The following is a 15,947-nucleotide window of genomic DNA, read 5'->3' on the forward strand; positions in this document are numbered from 1 at the left end:
CAATAAAAAACCCCCTCTGAATGAGGGGGTTTTATTGTACCTTTTTGGTACGGATAAGGAGTCTGACGATGACCTACTTTCGCAGGCGAATGCCTACTATCATTGGCGCGGGAGCGTTTCACCGTCCTGTTCGGGATGGGAAGGGGTGGTTCCACTCTGCTATGGTCGTCAGACAAAGGGGTGGGGATCGAGGTTTTCCTGGATCCCGCATTCGAATTGTCCGGGGTGCCTTGCGATCTTTCGACCGCTCAGCCGACTGTCTTGTTCACACCGCGCTGACTTGAATCAAATCACGCGGTGCGTCTGGAAGAAGGTTTTGTTGGGTTGAGACCGCATCGCATACACACGCTGCATGCTTCTCAAAATTATAGGATCAAGCCTCACGGGCAATTAGTACGGGTTAGCTTAACGCATTACTGCGCTTCCACACCCCGCCTATCAACGTTGTGGTCTTCAACGACCCTTCAGTGCACTCAAGGTGCAAGGGATATCTTATCTTCAGGCAAGTTTCACGCTTAGATGCTTTCAGCGTTTATCTCTTCCGTGCTTAGCTACCCGGCGATACGACTGGCGTCATAACCGGTACACCAGAGGCACGTCCACTCCGGTCCTCTCGTACTAGGAGCAGCCCCCGTCAAATATCCAGCGCCCACGGCAGATAGGGACCAAACTGTCTCACGACGTTTTAAACCCAGCTCACGTACCACTTTAAATGGCGAACAGCCATACCCTTGGGACCGGCTACAGCCCCAGGATGTGATGAGCCGACATCGAGGTGCCAAACTCCCCCGTCGATATGAACTCTTGGGAGGAATCAGCCTGTTATCCCCAGAGTACCTTTTATCCGTTGAGCGATGGCCCTTCCATACAGAACCACCGGATCACTATGACCTGCTTTCGCACCTGCTCGACGTGTCAGTCTCGCAGTCAAGCCTTCTTATGCCATTGCACTATCAGTACGATGTCCGACCGTACCTAGAAGACCTTCGTACTCCTCCGTTACACTTTGGGAGGAGACCGCCCCAGTCAAACTGCCCACCATGCACGGTCCCCGATCCCGATAAGGGACCTAGGTTAGAACCGCAACGACACCAGGCTGGTATTTCAACGTCGCCTCCACGAGAACTAGCGTCCTCGCTTCACAGGCTCCCAGCTATCCTACACAAGTCCCGTCACAGTCCAATGCAAAGCTACAGTAAAGGTTCATGGGGTCTTTCCGTCTAGCCGCGGGGAGATTGCATCTTCACAAACATTTCAACTTCGCTGAGTCTCGGGTGGAGACAGTGTGGCCATCGTTACGCCATTCGTGCGGGTCGGAACTTACCCGACAAGGAATTTCGCTACCTTAGGACCGTTATAGTTACGGCCGCCGTTTACCGGGGCTTCGATCAAGAGCTTGCACCCCATCAATTAACCTTCCGGCACCGGGCAGGCGTCACACCCTATACGTCCACTTTCGTGTTTGCAGAGTGCTGTGTTTTTATTAAACAGTCGCAGCCACCATTTCACTGCAACCCCATCGGCCTTCGCGAGTAAATCACTACAACCTACCGGGGCGCACCTTATCCCGAAGTTACGGTGCTAATTTGCCGAGTTCCTTCACCCGAGTTCTCTCAAGCGCCTTAGAATTCTCATCCTACCCACCTGTGTCGGTTTGCGGTACGGTTCTCGTTTACCTGAAGCTTAGTGGCTTTTCTTGGAAGCTTGGTATCAGTGACTTCGGCTCCAATGGAGCACCGTCATCGTGTCTCGACATTAACCCCCCGGATTTGCCTAAGGGATCTGCCTACTCACTTAAACCGGGACATCCAACACCCGGCTCACCTAACCTTCTCCGTCCCCACATCGCAGTAAACGAAAGTACGGGAATTTTGACCCGTTTCCCATCAGCTACGCATCTCTGCCTCACCTTAGGGGCCGACTCACCCTGCGCCGATGAACGTTGCGCAGGAAACCTTGGGTTTTCGGCGAGGGGGCTTTTCACCCCCTTTATCGCTACTCATGTCAGCATTCGCACTTCTGATATCTCCAGCATCCATTACCAGACACCTTCGCAGACTTACAGAACGCTCCTCTACCATATGCACAAAGTGCATATCCGAAGCTTCGGTTACGTGCTTAGCCCCGTTACATCTTCCGCGCAGGACGACTCGACTAGTGAGCTATTACGCTTTCTTTAAAGGATGGCTGCTTCTAAGCCAACTTCCTAGCTGTCTATGCCTTCCCACATCGTTTTCCACTTAGCACGTCATTTGGGACCTTAGCTGTCGGTCTGGGTTGTTTCCCTCTTGACACCGGACGTTAGCACCCGATGTCTGTCTCCCATGCTCGCACTTCACGGTATTCGGAGTTTGCTATGCCGCAGTAAGCCGCAATGGCCCCCACTAACATTACAGTGCTCTACCCCCGTGAGTGATACATGAGGCGCTACCTAAATAGCTTTCGAGGAGAACCAGCTATCTCCGGATTTGTTTAGCCTTTCACCCCTATCCACAGCTCATCCCCTAATTTTTCAACATTAGTGGGTTCGGACCTCCAGTGCGTGTTACCGCACCTTCATCCTGGCCATGGATAGATCATCCGGTTTCGGGTCTACGCCCCGCTACTATGCGCCCTATTAAGACTCGCTTTCGCTTCGCCTCCCCTATTCGGTTAAGCTCGCAACGGAACGTAAGTCGCTGACCCATTATACAAAAGGTACGCAGTCACCCCTTGCGAGGCTCCCACTGTTTGTATGCATGCGGTTTCAGGATCTATTTCACTCCCCTCCCGGGGTTCTTTTCGCCTTTCCCTCACGGTACTGGTTCACTATCGGTCGACTACGAGTATTTAGCCTTGGAGGATGGTCCCCCCATGTTCAGACAGGATTTCACGTGTCCCGCCCTACTTGTCTCATGCCTAGTTCCACACTCTTGTTTTCGCGTACGGGGCTATCACCCACTATGGCCAGACTTTCCAGACTGTTCCACTAACAAGAATGCTAAATCATGAAGGCTCTTCCCAATTCGCTCGCCACTACTATGGGAATCTCGGTTGATTTCTTTTCCTCGAGCTACTTAGATGTTTCAGTTCACTCGGTTCGCTCTACCTGACCTATGTATTCAGCCAGGAGTACCCTTACGGGTGGGTTCCCCCATTCGGAAATCTCCGGATCAAAGCTCTATTGCCAGCTCCCCGAAGCTTATCGCAGGCTTACGCGTCCTTCATCGCCTGTAGTCGCCAAGGCATCCACCACATGCACTTAGTCGCTTGACCCTATAATTTTGAGAACTCAATACGCTTGCGCACATCAAGTCTCGCATTACAGGTGTGTTTGCTTTCCACTCCACCAGGCTCGGCGCCCAACAGAATGGTCGATACAATTTCAACCCATGTTGATGCATTCATCACAAATGCATCACCTTCTTCCAAATTTTTAAAGATCAGCCGTTACGCATAAAGCGTAAGCACTAAAGTCATCGACTTCACTGCTTACGATTCACACTGATAGGTACTACACAAATCCCAGCCCTGGCCCCTAGACCCTAACTCCTAGTGACTGGTGGAGGATGACGGGATCGAACCGACGACCCCCTGCTTGCAAAGCAGGTGCTCTCCCAGCTGAGCTAATCCCCCGTTTTCAGATTCAAGACCCAAGGCCCAAGAATCAAGAACCTACTCTCTTGCATCTTGTATCCTGCATCTTGCTTCCCTCAACTGGTGGGCCTGGGAAGACTTGAACTTCCGACCCCACGCTTATCAAGCGTGTGCTCTAACCAACTGAGCTACAAGCCCGGCTTCACCGTTTCGTCAATCGAAACGATTTCTAAACAACAACCGATAGGTGTGAGTGTTGACGCGGCTTTCTCTAGAAAGGAGGTGATCCAGCCGCAGGTTCCCCTACGGCTACCTTGTTACGACTTCACCCCAGTCATGAAACCCAGCGTGGTAAGCGCCCCCCTTGCGGTTAGGCTACCTACTTCTGCCAGATTCCACTCCCATGGTGTGACGGGCGGTGTGTACAAGACCCGGGAACGTATTCACCGCGACATGCTGATCCGCGATTACTAGCGATTCCGACTTCATGCTCTCGAGTTGCAGAGAACAATCCGGACTACGATCGGCTTTCTGGGATTGGCTCCACCTCGCGGCTTGGCAACCCTCTGTACCGACCATTGTATGACGTGTGAAGCCCTACCCATAAGGGCCATGAGGACTTGACGTCATCCCCACCTTCCTCCGGTTTGTCACCGGCAGTCTCATTAGAGTGCCCTTGCGTAGCAACTAATGATAAGGGTTGCGCTCGTTGCGGGACTTAACCCAACATCTCACGACACGAGCTGACGACAGCCATGCAGCACCTGTGTTCCAATTCCCTTTCGGGCACCCCCGCATCTCTGCAGGGTTCTGGACATGTCAAGGGTAGGTAAGGTTTTTCGCGTTGCATCGAATTAATCCACATCATCCACCGCTTGTGCGGGTCCCCGTCAATTCCTTTGAGTTTTAATCTTGCGACCGTACTCCCCAGGCGGTCAACTTCACGCGTTAGCTTCGTTACTAAGGGATTTCACTCCCCCAACAACCAGTTGACATCGTTTAGGGCGTGGACTACCAGGGTATCTAATCCTGTTTGCTACCCACGCTTTCGTACATGAGCGTCAGTGTCATCCCAGGGGGCTGCCTTCGCCATTGGTGTTCCTCCACATCTCTACGCATTTCACTGCTACACGTGGAATTCCACCCCCCTCTGACGCACTCTAGACTACCAGTTCAAAACGCCATTCCCAGGTTAAGCCCGGGGATTTCACGTCTTGCTTAATAATCCGCCTGCGCACGCTTTACGCCCAGTAATTCCGATTAACGCTCGCACCCTACGTATTACCGCGGCTGCTGGCACGTAGTTAGCCGGTGCTTCTTCTGCTGGTACCGTCATTAGCACACGATGTTAGCGCGTACCGTTTCGTTCCAGCTGAAAGAGCTTTACAACCCGAAGGCCTTCTTCACTCACGCGGAATGGCTGGATCAGGCTTTCGCCCATTGTCCAAAATTCCCCACTGCTGCCTCCCGTAGGAGTCTGGGCCGTGTCTCAGTCCCAGTGTGACGGATCATCCTCTCAGACCCGCTACTGATCGTCGCCTTGGTGAGCCATTACCCCACCAACTAGCTAATCAGACGTCGGCCGCTCGAATAACGTGAGGTCTTGCGATCCCCCACTTTCCCCCTCAGGGCGTATGCGGTATTAGCGCGACTTTCGCCGCGTTATCCCCCATTACTCGGTACGTTCCGACGCATTACTCACCCGTTCGCCACTCGCCACCAGGTGCAAGCACCCGTGCTGCCGTTCGACTTGCATGTGTAAAGCATTCCGCCAGCGTTCAATCTGAGCCAGGATCAAACTCTTCAGTTCAATACCTGCTATTACTTCAAATACTTCTGTCGCTCAACTCAAACTCGCTCCGCTAAATAAATAACAGAGCTTGATTCAAGTGTGAGCATCTATGCTAGTTGCCAGACCATAAAAAACCAGTCCAACTACCGCATCAACACCCACACCTATCGGCTGTAAATTGTTAAAGATCAATCGATTAGCAGTGCTTTGCGCTGTTTGCGTATCGCGCTGCGTTTCGAGAAGCTGCGCATTCTACAGAGCAAAAATAATCCGTCAACACTTTCGTCAAATTAATTTCAAATAACCGTGACGCGGGCGAATTTTCGCTTGCCGACCTGCGCGACCACAGTCGCCCCCACCGGCACCGCCACGCCCTTATCCGTCACGCGTTCTCCGTCCAGCCTGACGCCGCCGCCGGCAATCTGGCGAATGGCATCCGAGGTGCTGGCAACCAGCCCGGCCTGCTTCAACAGCTGCGGCACCGGCAGGCCCCCTTCCACAGCGGGCAGGCTGATTTCCGGCATATCGTCCGGCAGCACGCCTTTCTGGAAACGCGCTTCAAACTCCGCCAAAGCCTTGGACGCCGCCGCCCCTCCATGAAAGCGCGCAACGATCTCCTGCGCAAACCGCACTTTAATGTCGCGCGGATTGGCGCCGTCGACGACCTGCTGCTTCCAGTCCGTGATGGTGGCCAGCGACTCAAACGACAGCAAGCGGATGTAGCGCCACATCAATTCATCGGACACCGACATCAGCTTGCCGAAAATTTCCTGCGGCGGTTCATCGATGCCGATGTAGTTACCCAGCGACTTCGACATCTTGTTGACGCCATCCAACCCTTCCAGCAATGGCATGGTCAAAATGCACTGCGCCGGCTGACCGTGATGTTTTTGTAGCTCGCGGCCCATCAGCAGGTTGAATTTCTGGTCGGTGCCTCCCAGCTCGACGTCCGCTTTCAGTTCTACCGAGTCGTAGCCCTGGATCAGCGGGTACAGAAACTCATGGATCGCGATCGGTTGCTGGCTGGTATAACGCTTATGGAAATCGTCACGTTCCAGCATCCGCGCCACGGTATGGGTCGCGGCCAGCCGGATCATGCCGGCCGCCCCCAGACTTTCCATCCATTCGGAATTGAAGCGCACCTCGGTCAGCGCCGGATCGAGGATCTTGAATACCTGTTCCTGATAGGTCCTGGCGTTTTCGGCTACCGCCTCGCGAGTCAGCGGCGGACGCGTGGTGTTTTTGCCAGTGGGGTCGCCGATCATGCCGGTGAAATCCCCCACTAGGAAAATGACCTGATGCCCCAGCACCTGAAACTGGCGCAATTTATTCAGCAACACAGTGTGGCCCAAATGAAGATCGGGCGCAGTCGGGTCGAATCCCGCCTTGATCCGTAGCGGGCGGCCCGTTTTCAGCTTCTCGATCAGCTCGGCCTCCACCAGCAGCTCATCGGCTCCACGCTTGATTTCCTGCAAGGCGTCCTGCATCAAATTCCTCTCTGTATAGCGGGTCAAGTTTGTTCAGGTCTAGCCGTTAACCCTCAATACCGCTTCACCCAACGCACACAAGCTGCTGTTTGGATTGATAAAAACCTCCCGGGGCCATTTGTGTTAGACTCCCGGCTCGATTACGGATAGGGAAACGGTTTATGCCGCTCACCAAACTGAGAATCTTAACCGATCGCATGAGCGGAGCGGAACGCCGCTTCCGCCTGCGCACTCTGGTTGCACTCTCCAGCTTGCCGCTTTTCGGTGTGGTTGCCGCTTTCGGCCTGGCACCGGACACCAACACACTCGACATCGTTCCGGCAACCATCACCGAAGTCATCTCCCTGCCGACGCCGGTCAGCGCCAGTGCGGTCGGCACGTTCGAACGCGAAAGCGTGATCCAGGCCGGCGATACCCTCGCCAGCGCGCTGTCGCGGCTCCAGATCGACGACCTGGAAATCCAGCGTTTGCTGACCGCCGACGCGGTGCGCCAGATGGCATCCAGCATTCGGGCCGGCAAGCGCATCCAGGTCGCCACCGCGCAGGACGGACAGTTGTTAAGCATTCAGTTCGAGCGCAGCAACGCCCCCGCCCTGACGGTGCGCCTCCAGGGCGACGGCTACGTCGCCGAAGAAGCCAGCGAACTGCTTGAAACCCGGGTCGTAATGCGCTCCGGCCGCATCCTGACATCGCTGTATGGCGCCACCGATAGCGCAGGCATCCCCGACAAGATCGCCGACCAGATGGCCGAAACCTTCTCCACCAGCCTGGATTTCCGCGAGGACATGCGCCACGGCGACACCTTCTCGGTCATCTACACGGTCAACTACCGCAACGGCGAGCCCATTGCCGCCGGCAAACTGCTGGCAGCCGAATTCGTCAATGCCGGCAAACCCTATCGTGCTGTGCTGTTCCGCGACCCGTTCGGACGCGAAGACTATTACACCCCCGAGGGCGAGTCGCTGAAAAAAGGCTTTCTGCGCTCACCGCTCGAATTCTCACGCGTCACGTCCAGCTTCAGCAATTCACGCAAACACCCCGTATTCGGCTTCCACCGCGCCCATACCGGCGTCGACTTCGGCGCGCCCACCGGCACCCGGGTCAAGGCCACCGGCGATGCCACCGTCGCGTTCGCCGGACGCAAAGGCGGTTATGGCAACCTGGTTATCCTGCGGCATTCCAATGGCTATGAAACCTACTACGCCCACTTGAGCGCGTTCGCTTCGGGCATCCGTACCGGCCGCTCGGTCGGCCGGGGCCAGGTCATTGCCTACGTCGGCTCGACCGGCGCCTCCACCGGTCCGCACCTGCACTATGAAGTACGCATTGCCGGGCGGCCGCAGAACCCCATGACCATCAAGCTGCCGGGTTCGCCGCCGCTGGCCGTGGCACAGCGTGCGCGTTTCCTGCAGCAGACGGCCAGCTGGTCTGACAAGCTGGCCCTGTTGCGCGGCACCAACCTCGCCGCACTCGATTGAGTGTGCCCCCCATGCATGAGACCGAACACTATGTCGGTCTCATGTCTGGCACCAGTCTCGACGGCATCGACGCCGTCCTCGCCGGAATAGGCCCCACGGGCCAGCCCCGCCTTCTCCGCAGCCATTATCTGCCCTACATCGACAGCCTGCGCGCGCAGTTGCTAGCGCTGCATACGCCGCAGCCCGACGAAATTCATCTCACCGCCATCGCCGCTAATCAGCTTGCGCGTCTGTATGCCGATGCGGTCAAGGGGCTGCTCGACGGCATCGCGCCCGGCACCGTTCGCGCAATCGGCTGCCATGGCCAGACCCTGCGCCATCGCCCTGCAGACGGTTACACGCTGCAGATCGGCAATGCCGCCCTGCTAGCCGAACTCACCGGCATTACCGTTGTTGCCGACTTCCGCAGCCGCGACATCGCGGCAGGCGGCCAGGGCGCACCGCTGGTACCCGCCTTTCATGCCCGGGCACTGCGGCATCCGGGCGCTCACCGCGTCATTGCCAACATCGGCGGCATCGCCAATATTACCGATCTACCGGCAAATGGCCCCGTGCGCGGCTGGGACACCGGTCCCGGCAACATGCTGCTGGACGCATGGATCAAGCGGCACCGCGGCGCCCAATACGACCGCGATGGCGCCTGGGCGGCCGGCGGAAGCGTCGACCCCGCACTCCTGGATCTGCTGACCCAGCACGCGTACCTGAAACAGCCACCGCCCAAAAGTGCCGGGCGCGAGCAATTCAACCTGGACTGGCTGGACGCGACGCTCTCCCGCCTTGGTCGCGCCATCGATCCAGCCGATGTGCAGACCACCCTGCTCGAATTCACCGCTGCCAGTCTCGCCGATGCTGTGAAGCGTGAATGCGGCGGTACGCAGGAACTCTACGTCTGCGGCGGCGGGGCGCACAATGGCGCGCTGATGGGTCGCATTGGCGCCCTGCTCCCGGCGGTCAAGGTCGGCGCCACCACCACGCTCGGCATTGATCCGGACTGGGTGGAGGCCCTCGCCTTCGCCTGGCTGGCCCGGCAGACACTGCATCACGAACCGGGCAATCTGCCAGGGGTGACAGGCGCCCGGGGCGAACGGATTCTGGGCGCGATTTACCCGGCTTGAACCCACCACCCATCGGGCCGGGGCGCCCCTTCTGCCTTGCAGGAAGGCAGTTCGCCGCGTCACCCAATAAAAAAGCGGCCGAAGCCGCTTTTTTATTGGGTGAGGAAGCGCTTACGCCGAGAACGACGAGCCGCAGCCGCAGGTGGTGGTGGCGTTCGGGTTCTTGATCACGAACTGCGCGCCTTCCAGGCCTTCCGAGTAATCGATCTCGGCGCCCACCAGATACTGGAAGCTCATCGAATCGACCAGCAGGGTGACACCGTTCTTCACCATCACGGTGTCGTCGGCATTCTGCGCCTCGTCAAAGGTGAAGCCGTACTGGAAGCCGGAGCAGCCGCCGCCCGAAACAAACACGCGCAGTTTCAACTCGGGGTTGCCTTCTTCATCGATCAGGCTTTTGACTTTGCTGGCCGCGCTGTCGGTGAAAACCAGGGGGGATTCCATTTCGGTTACTGCATTCATGGCGATGCTCCTTGAGAATGTGTGGGGTGATTATCCGCATCACCCGGCCGTCGTCAAGCAAAGACCCTGTCAGGGCCGCGGAGTTCCCGGGCAAGCCGTCAAGGCAGCATCCCCACGTCGGCCAGCGCGGTGTCTTCGGGCAGACCAAACACAATGTTCATGTTCTGCACCGCCTGTCCCGCCGCGCCCTTGACCAGGTTGTCGATCACCGACAGCACCACCACGGTGTCGCCACCCTGCGGGCGATGCACCGCGATGCGGCACACGTTGGCGCCGCGTACCGAGCGGGTTTCCGGGTGCGCGCCAGCGGGCAGCACATCGACGAAGGCCTCGCCCGCGTAGCGCTGCTCGAACAGGCCTTGCAGATCGATGTCGGCGCTCAGCTTCGCATACAGCGTCGTGTGGATACCGCGGATCAGCGGCAACAGGTGCGGCACGAAAGTGAAGCCCACCGGTTTGCCGGCGAAACGTTCCAGCCCCTGCTTGATTTCCGGCCAGTGGCGATGGCCGCCGACGGCGTAGGCCTTGAAATTGTCCGCCGCTTCGGCAAACAGGATATGGGTTTCCGGCTTGCGCCCGGCGCCGGACACGCCCGATTTGGCGTCCGCCACGAGAAAGCCGGTATCCACCGCGCCAGCTTCCAGCAACGGCAGAAAGCCCAGTTGCACCGCGGTCGGATAACAGCCCGGATTGGCGATCAGCCGTGCGCCACGGATCTGGTCGCGGTTGAGTTCCGGCAGTCCGTACACCGCCTCGGCCACCAGATCGGGGCAGGCGTGCTCCATCTTGTACCACTGCTCCCACACCGCGATGTCCTTGATGCGGAAGTCGGCCGCCAGGTCGATCACCCTGACCCCAGCGTCGAGCAGCGCGCGGGTCTGCTGCATCGCCACGCCGTTGGGGGTAGCGAAGAAGACCACGTCGCAATTTTCCAGCCCTGCCTCTTCCGGGGTGGAAAATGCCAGTTTCACCCGTCCGCGCAGGTTGGGAAACATGTCCGCCACCGGCATCCCGGCTTCCTTGCGCGAGGTGATGGCCTTCAGTTCCACCTGCGGATGGCGCGCCAGCAGGCGCAGCAGTTCGACCCCGGTGTAGCCCGTGCCGCCGACGATACCGACTTTGATCATGGTGTGATGTCCTTGCAAACAATGGTCTAATTGTAAGACACGCCCGCTGGCAGGGCGTAAAAAAGCCGCCCGAAAACGGACGGCTTTTTCTGCGGAAGCGGCTGACCCCGACAGGATCAGCGCTTGGAGAACTGCTTGCGGCGACGCGCCTTGTGGAAACCGACCTTCTTGCGCTCGACTTCGCGGGCATCGCGGGTCACGAGACCGGCGGCCTTCAGCGTGGGCTTCATTTCGGCGTCAAGGTCGATCAGCGCACGGGTAATGCCGTGGCGCACCGCGCCAGCCTGGCCCGATTCGCCACCGCCCGAGACGTTGACCATGATGTCGAAGCGGCTCAGGTTGTCCGTCAGCGCCAGCGGCTGACGTACGATCATGCGGCCGGTTTCGCGGGAGAAATACTCGTCCACGGGCTTGTCGTTGACGACGATTTTGCCGCTTCCTGCCTTGATGAACACCCGGGCAACCGATGATTTGCGACGTCCCGTACCGTAATTGTAGTTACCGATCATGATGCGACCTTAAGCGTTGATGTCGAGGGGCTTGGGCTGTTGAGCCTCGTGCGGGTGGTCCGCGCCCGCGTAGATTTTCATTTTCTTGATCATGGCATAGCCGAGCGGGCCCTTGGGCAGCATGCCCTTGACCGCCTTTTCCAGCGCGCGGCCGGGGAAACGTTCCTGCATCTTGTCGAAGCTGGTTTCGTAGATGCCGCCGGGATAGCCGGAGTGGCGATAGTATTTCTTGTCGAGGCCCTTGTTGCCGGTCACGACCATCTTGCCGGCGTTGACCACCACGATGTAATCGCCGGTATCGACGTGGGGCGTGAACTCGGGCTTGTGCTTGCCGCGCAGACGGCGGGCAATCTCGGAAGCCAGGCGACCCAGCACTTTGTTATCGGCATCAACCACGAACCAGTCGCGTTTGACTTCATGCGTTTTAGCGGAAAAGGTTTTCATGACCCAACCTCTGCACAGAGGACATTCTCGGAAAGCCGGGCATTTTAACCGCCTGCCCGGAGCAAAGTCAAACACTGCGCAACAATCGGCCAGTGCCCCGCTCCCGCATACAATCGCGCCATGACTCCCTGGCTCATGACCAACCTGATCGCCACCGCCCTGCTGCCGCCGCTGTCGCTCGTGATTCTGCTGGCCGCCGGGCTTATCCTCAACCGCCGCCGCCCTCGTCTCGCCATGTCGCTGATCCTGCTCTCCGCCGCCTCGTTGTATGCCCTCTCCACCCCCTGGGTCGGCGGCCTGCTGCAGAAAACCCTGGAAATCAGCGGTCCGGTCGATCTTGAAGCCCTGAAAGACACCGACGCCATCGTCGTTCTCGGCGGCGGGCGGCGCCTGGCGGCGGGCGAATACAACAGCGACACTGTAAACGGCATCAGCCTGGAGCGTCTGCGCTACGCGGCCTTTCTGCATCGTGCCAGCGGCCTGCCGATTCTTGCCACCGGCGGTAAGCCCGGCGGCGGCGCGCTCGCCGAAGGCCGCATCATGCAGCGGGTCCTTCACGACGAATTCGGCGTTGCCGCCCGCTGGGTTGAAGAAGCATCGCTCACCACCTGGGACAACGCCCGGCTGTCCGCGCCGCTGCTCAAGGCAAGCGGCGTGCGCCGCATCGCGCTGGTCAGCCACGCCTGGCACCTGCGCCGCGCCGTACCGTTGTTCGAAGCGCAGGGCCTCGAAGTCGTCCCCGCCGGCATCCAGTTCGCCAGCACCGACCTCGACGACGTGTTCGACGTGCTGCCCACTCCCGCCGGCTTGCGCGACAGCAGCTTTGCCCTGCACGAATGGCTGGGCATTCTGTGGTACAAACTCCGCACTTTGCGAACCTGAGGAAACCCTATGAAAGTCCGCGTCAAACTCATCGAAGGCGTCAGCTTCGTCGGCCAGAGCGAATCCGGCCACAGCGTCGTGATGGACGGCCCGCCCGAAGGTGGCGGCAGGAACCTCGGCGTGCGTCCGATGGAAATGCTGCTGCTGGGTCTCGGCGGCTGCTCCGCCTACGACGTCGTCCACATCCTGAGAAAGGGCCGCCAGCAGGTCAGCGACTGCGTCGCGGACATCGACGCCACCCGCGCCGAAACCGACCCCAAGGTCTTCACCAGAATCCATGTCCACTTCACCGTCAGCGGCAAGTCACTCGATCCGAAGCGCGTCGAACAGGCGGTGAAGCTCTCCGCCGAGAAATACTGCTCGGCCTCGATCATGCTTGGCAAGGCGGCCGAGGTCACGCACGATTTCGAGGTGAAGGAAGGATAACAACCGGTAAGCGGCCGGATGCCCGCTGCAACCGGGTCCGCCTGGGCCGGATCCGCGCGCCTTGCCTGCGGCCTCATCGGTAGATTTCTCGACAGTTCCCGATACGCAGCACCCGGACGACAATGCGACGATCCTGGATGTCGCAGATAATCCGCCAGTCACCCACGCGGTATTTCCAGTAATTCCCCAGCTTGGCCCCCGACAGGGCTTCGCCGATCTCTCTCGGATTGTCCAGCGACGCGACCCGTGTTTTCAAAAAACCGACCAGGCGTTGCTGAACGGAACGATCCAGTTTCTTCAGGTCCTTGATGGCCTCCGGGTCGAACTCGATCTCAAAGGCCAAGTTCGCGCTCCACGTCCGCTAGCGGGATCGTGTTACGGTTCCTGCGGGCACGCGCTTCCGCCAGATAGTAGTCTTCTAGATCGTCGATGTATTCCAGGATGGCCTCGCGGGCAAGCGTGGATTTGGCGCGCCCCGTTTCCTGCGCCAGCGCGTTCAGACGGGCCTCGATCGATTCGGGCAGCCGGATAGCCAACATGCAATATCTCCAATGAGTCACAAGTGTTATACAAGTATAACGAATTTGGCATCGGCCGCCATTTGGCGTTCCCCACAAAGCGAAAACGGGGGCAGACTGAAAGACCCCATTTATTTGCTGCATCGCCGCATTGAAAGGGTGAAATGCGGTCCTACGCTACTCGCGCCTCCAGCACGAAATGCTCGGCCAGCGCCCGGACTTCCTTCATCCTGCCGTGCCCGGGATGGATGCACGTTTCCACACTGACAAGCCCCGCTTGTTCCAGCGCGCTCACATCCTTTTTCACTGCACTGCGGTCGCGGCGCCCTACTCATTCACCCACACTTCCCGCCGCAACAAGCCATTACCACGCCGTTCTGCGATCGTGCGGGTTTCATCGATAAGTTGCCCGCAGACATGATGTATTACGTCACGCCTGAAACGAAACACAACACTTGCAAGATGACCGGGTTGCCCCCATTTTCACTGACCGGGACGCCTTGCGGCTGATCAATCAATCGCCTTGATTGATGGCTGCTGTTCGCACCATTTCCGCCACATTCCCCGCAAGGCATTGTCCAGATTACGAGCAAACCGTGGCGCATCGCAAAGCGGCGAGGCCAGGAGGCGTTCACGCAAGCCGGATCGGAGCGCGGCCAGATTCCGGGTATCGCCGGCAAACCCCACCGCTTTTGCCACATAGTCGTCTTCGTCGGCGGCAATCCATTCCGGCAAACCGATGTTGTTCAGGATCGTCTCGCCCTGGTGGCTGATAAAACGCCGCCCGCGCATCGACAGCACCGGCACCCCCATCCAGAGCGCCTCCATTGTCGTGGTGACGCCGGGATAGGGAAAAGGGTCCAAGGCAATGTCAATCTGGCGGTAAGCCCGAAAATGTTCTTCATGGCTCTTGAACTGGCCGTCAAGAATCAGGCGATCCGGGGTGATCCCGTATTTTTCGAAACGTGCAACAAGCCTGTCCCGCACATCGATCGCCTCCAGATTCCTGGTCTTGAGGAACAACCGCCCGTCCGGCACTGCCTGCAGAACGCGCGCCCAACAAGACACCACGTGGTCAGTGATCTTGTTCAGATTGTTAAAGCAGCCGAAGGTGATACAACCCTTGCCCAGGGCAGGCAAGGGTTCGACATCGACGGGTAAATCCGGTGGCGAGAAACAAATATACGTTTCGGGCAAGCGCCAGGGCGTTTCGGTAAACTGGGATTCCTCCTCGGCCGGCAATGCCCGGGGATCGGCAAGAATATAGTCCATTGCACTCAGGCCGGTCGTACCCAGATAGCCCAGCCAGGTCATCTGCACAGGCGCCGGTTTCCATGCGAACACCGGCAGGCGATTGCGCGCCGTGTGGCCCGCCAGATCGATCAGAATGTCGATGCCATCCGTCCGGATCTGATTCGCGAGCGCCTCGTCACTCATGCTTTCCGTACTGGCGTCGCGCCAGTACGGAACAGACCGGCGCAGGCGCGCGTTGAGCGCGTCCTTGCGCTGTGACGTTTCATAGGCGAACACCTCCAGCTTGTCCGGATCGAGACTTTCGATCGTGTTCAACAGAAAAAACCCCACGGAATGCTGACCGAAATCTCCGGAGACCAGGCCGATGCGCAACCGCCGATCGGGGCAGGGCTCGTTGTCGTGATGCGCAAACGGCAGGGCTTGCCGCGCAGCCCTTTCGCCAAAGGCGCGCGCCTCGGCCAGCAGATGCCCGGGCGCGTCCTCCGCGCGGTAGTTGAGCGCCAGCAAATAATTGCTGTGCATGGAATAAACCCCATCCTGATGCAGCGCCAGCCCGTGCCGGTAGGTCTCGAACGCCTCATCCAGGCGCCCCACACCCAGCAGAGTGTCCGCCAGCAGATGGCGGATTCAACCGGTGGATGCAACACACTAGAGACTGCGTAAGCAGAAGGAGTGTTGCAGATGAAACGAAGACCTCGGATCTATTACACGGAAAGCCAGAAAGCCTTGATGTGGGAACGTTGGAGGAAAGGGGAGTCCCTTCAACAGATCGCCCAGTTGTTTGATCGAAACCACTCATCCATACAACGCATACTGGCTGAGACCGGCGGGATAAGCCCGGCGCCACGACACCGATCGAGCTTGACGCTGACATTAG

General features: G+C 58.6%; 13 protein-coding genes, 2 tRNA genes, 3 rRNA genes and 1 pseudogene. 5 read left to right on the forward strand and 14 right to left on the reverse strand.

Translation table 11 applies throughout. The features are described 5' to 3' along the window. Nucleotides 1-60 precede the first annotated feature (60 nt). The 6 genes from rrf to tyrS form a co-directional block, all read right to left on the reverse strand. Nucleotides 61-173, reverse strand: a 5S ribosomal RNA gene (rrf, locus tag B059_RS0117935). Between the two features lie 196 nt (nucleotides 174-369). Continuing rightward, nucleotides 370-3,255 (reverse strand): 23S ribosomal RNA (locus tag B059_RS0117940). A gap of 284 nt (nucleotides 3,256-3,539) precedes the next feature. Next, nucleotides 3,540-3,615 (reverse strand) — tRNA-Ala (locus B059_RS0117945). An 82-nt stretch (nucleotides 3,616-3,697) separates the two neighbouring features. Further along, nucleotides 3,698-3,774: transfer RNA gene (locus tag B059_RS0117950), tRNA-Ile, on the reverse strand. A 77-nt stretch (nucleotides 3,775-3,851) separates the two neighbouring features. After that, a 16S ribosomal RNA gene (locus B059_RS0117955) occupies nucleotides 3,852-5,386 on the reverse strand. The 16S, 23S and 5S rRNA genes sit together here with 2 tRNA genes alongside, the layout of an rRNA operon. Nucleotides 5,387-5,664: 278 nt before the next feature. Continuing rightward, nucleotides 5,665-6,855 (reverse strand): tyrosine--tRNA ligase, encoded by a 1,191-nt coding sequence (tyrS, locus tag B059_RS0117960; protein ID WP_018079610.1) that lies wholly within the window; start codon nucleotides 6,853-6,855, stop codon nucleotides 5,665-5,667. A gap of 161 nt (nucleotides 6,856-7,016) precedes the next feature. Here tyrS and B059_RS0117965 point away from each other — a divergent pair, with 161 nt between their 5' ends. Both B059_RS0117965 and B059_RS0117970 read left to right on the forward strand, forming a co-directional pair. After that, nucleotides 7,017-8,333: a M23 family metallopeptidase gene (locus B059_RS0117965; RefSeq protein WP_018079611.1), complete on the forward strand. Its 1,317-nt coding sequence runs from the start codon at nucleotides 7,017-7,019 to the stop codon at nucleotides 8,331-8,333. An 11-nt stretch (nucleotides 8,334-8,344) separates the two neighbouring features. Continuing rightward, nucleotides 8,345-9,448, forward strand: a complete 1,104-nt coding sequence (locus B059_RS0117970) for an anhydro-N-acetylmuramic acid kinase (RefSeq protein WP_018079612.1) — start codon at nucleotides 8,345-8,347, stop codon at nucleotides 9,446-9,448. Nucleotides 9,449-9,559: 111 nt separating this feature from the next. Here the strand turns inward: B059_RS0117970 and erpA are convergent, their stop codons facing one another. From erpA to rplM, 4 genes are all read right to left on the reverse strand, one after another. Then, complete coding sequence (erpA, locus tag B059_RS0117975) at nucleotides 9,560-9,910, reverse strand: iron-sulfur cluster insertion protein ErpA (RefSeq protein ID WP_018079613.1); 351 nt, start codon at nucleotides 9,908-9,910, stop codon at nucleotides 9,560-9,562. A 98-nt stretch (nucleotides 9,911-10,008) separates the two neighbouring features. Continuing rightward, entirely contained in the window at nucleotides 10,009-11,037 is a 1,029-nt protein-coding gene (gene argC, locus B059_RS0117980; RefSeq protein WP_018079614.1) for an N-acetyl-gamma-glutamyl-phosphate reductase, read from the reverse strand. Between the two features lie 116 nt (nucleotides 11,038-11,153). Continuing rightward, nucleotides 11,154-11,546: a 30S ribosomal protein S9 gene (gene rpsI, locus B059_RS0117985; protein ID WP_018079615.1), complete on the reverse strand. Its 393-nt coding sequence runs from the start codon at nucleotides 11,544-11,546 to the stop codon at nucleotides 11,154-11,156. Nucleotides 11,547-11,555: 9 nt separating this feature from the next. Next, nucleotides 11,556-11,990 (reverse strand): 50S ribosomal protein L13, encoded by a 435-nt coding sequence (gene rplM, locus B059_RS0117990; protein WP_018079616.1) that lies wholly within the window; start codon nucleotides 11,988-11,990, stop codon nucleotides 11,556-11,558. 120 nt (nucleotides 11,991-12,110) lie between these two features. Between rplM and B059_RS0117995 the strand changes: the two genes are divergently transcribed. Together B059_RS0117995 and B059_RS0118000 are read left to right on the forward strand one after the other, a co-directional pair. Continuing rightward, on the forward strand, nucleotides 12,111-12,872 hold the full coding sequence (locus B059_RS0117995; protein WP_026177637.1) for a YdcF family protein: 762 nt from the start codon (nucleotides 12,111-12,113) through the stop codon (nucleotides 12,870-12,872). A 9-nt stretch (nucleotides 12,873-12,881) separates the two neighbouring features. Then, nucleotides 12,882-13,298: an OsmC family protein gene (locus tag B059_RS0118000; protein WP_018079618.1), complete on the forward strand. Its 417-nt coding sequence runs from the start codon at nucleotides 12,882-12,884 to the stop codon at nucleotides 13,296-13,298. 73 nt (nucleotides 13,299-13,371) lie between these two features. On the opposite strand, the gene B059_RS0118005 is transcribed toward B059_RS0118000, so the two are convergent. The 4 genes from B059_RS0118005 to B059_RS19745 form a co-directional block, all read right to left on the reverse strand. Further along, complete coding sequence (locus B059_RS0118005) at nucleotides 13,372-13,641, reverse strand: type II toxin-antitoxin system RelE family toxin (RefSeq protein ID WP_018079619.1); 270 nt, start codon at nucleotides 13,639-13,641, stop codon at nucleotides 13,372-13,374. Continuing rightward, nucleotides 13,631-13,837, reverse strand: coding sequence for a type II toxin-antitoxin system RelB family antitoxin (gene relB / locus B059_RS0118010; protein ID WP_018079620.1), 207 nt, complete (start codon nucleotides 13,835-13,837; stop codon nucleotides 13,631-13,633). Before relB ends, B059_RS0118005 begins: the two co-directional genes overlap by 11 nt. Nucleotides 13,838-13,988: 151 nt before the next feature. Then, nucleotides 13,989-14,123 (reverse strand): hypothetical protein, encoded by a 135-nt coding sequence (locus B059_RS21715; protein ID WP_018079621.1) that lies wholly within the window; start codon nucleotides 14,121-14,123, stop codon nucleotides 13,989-13,991. Between the two features lie 203 nt (nucleotides 14,124-14,326). After that, nucleotides 14,327-15,664 (reverse strand): O-linked N-acetylglucosamine transferase, SPINDLY family protein, encoded by a 1,338-nt coding sequence (locus B059_RS19745; RefSeq protein ID WP_018079622.1) that lies wholly within the window; start codon nucleotides 15,662-15,664, stop codon nucleotides 14,327-14,329. An 87-nt stretch (nucleotides 15,665-15,751) separates the two neighbouring features. Here B059_RS19745 and B059_RS20580 point away from each other — a divergent pair. After that, a pseudogene (locus tag B059_RS20580) lies at nucleotides 15,752-15,947 on the forward strand (IS30 family transposase); the annotation flags it as partial.

The sequence above is a fragment of the Thiobacillus denitrificans DSM 12475 genome (genome assembly GCF_000376425.1).
GTDB classification, from domain to species: Bacteria; Pseudomonadota; Gammaproteobacteria; order Burkholderiales; family Thiobacillaceae; genus Thiobacillus; species Thiobacillus denitrificans.

What these genes read in the sequence shown, in the direction of transcription:
- tyrS (WP_018079610.1), bottom strand. Translation starts at nt 6,855, where the DNA reads ATGCAGGACGCCTTGCAGGAAATCAAGCGTGGAGCCGATGAGCTGCTG.
- B059_RS0117965 (WP_018079611.1), top strand. Translation starts at nt 7,017, where the DNA reads ATGCCGCTCACCAAACTGAGAATCTTAACCGATCGCATGAGCGGAGCG.
- B059_RS0117970 (WP_018079612.1), top strand. Translation starts at nt 8,345, where the DNA reads ATGCATGAGACCGAACACTATGTCGGTCTCATGTCTGGCACCAGTCTC.
- erpA (WP_018079613.1), bottom strand. Translation starts at nt 9,910, where the DNA reads ATGAATGCAGTAACCGAAATGGAATCCCCCCTGGTTTTCACCGACAGC.
- argC (WP_018079614.1), bottom strand. Translation starts at nt 11,037, where the DNA reads ATGATCAAAGTCGGTATCGTCGGCGGCACGGGCTACACCGGGGTCGAA.
- rpsI (WP_018079615.1), bottom strand. Translation starts at nt 11,546, where the DNA reads ATGATCGGTAACTACAATTACGGTACGGGACGTCGCAAATCATCGGTT.
- rplM (WP_018079616.1), bottom strand. Translation starts at nt 11,990, where the DNA reads ATGAAAACCTTTTCCGCTAAAACGCATGAAGTCAAACGCGACTGGTTC.
- B059_RS0117995 (WP_026177637.1), top strand. Translation starts at nt 12,111, where the DNA reads ATGACTCCCTGGCTCATGACCAACCTGATCGCCACCGCCCTGCTGCCG.
- B059_RS0118000 (WP_018079618.1), top strand. Translation starts at nt 12,882, where the DNA reads ATGAAAGTCCGCGTCAAACTCATCGAAGGCGTCAGCTTCGTCGGCCAG.
- relB (WP_018079620.1), bottom strand. Translation starts at nt 13,837, where the DNA reads ATGTTGGCTATCCGGCTGCCCGAATCGATCGAGGCCCGTCTGAACGCG.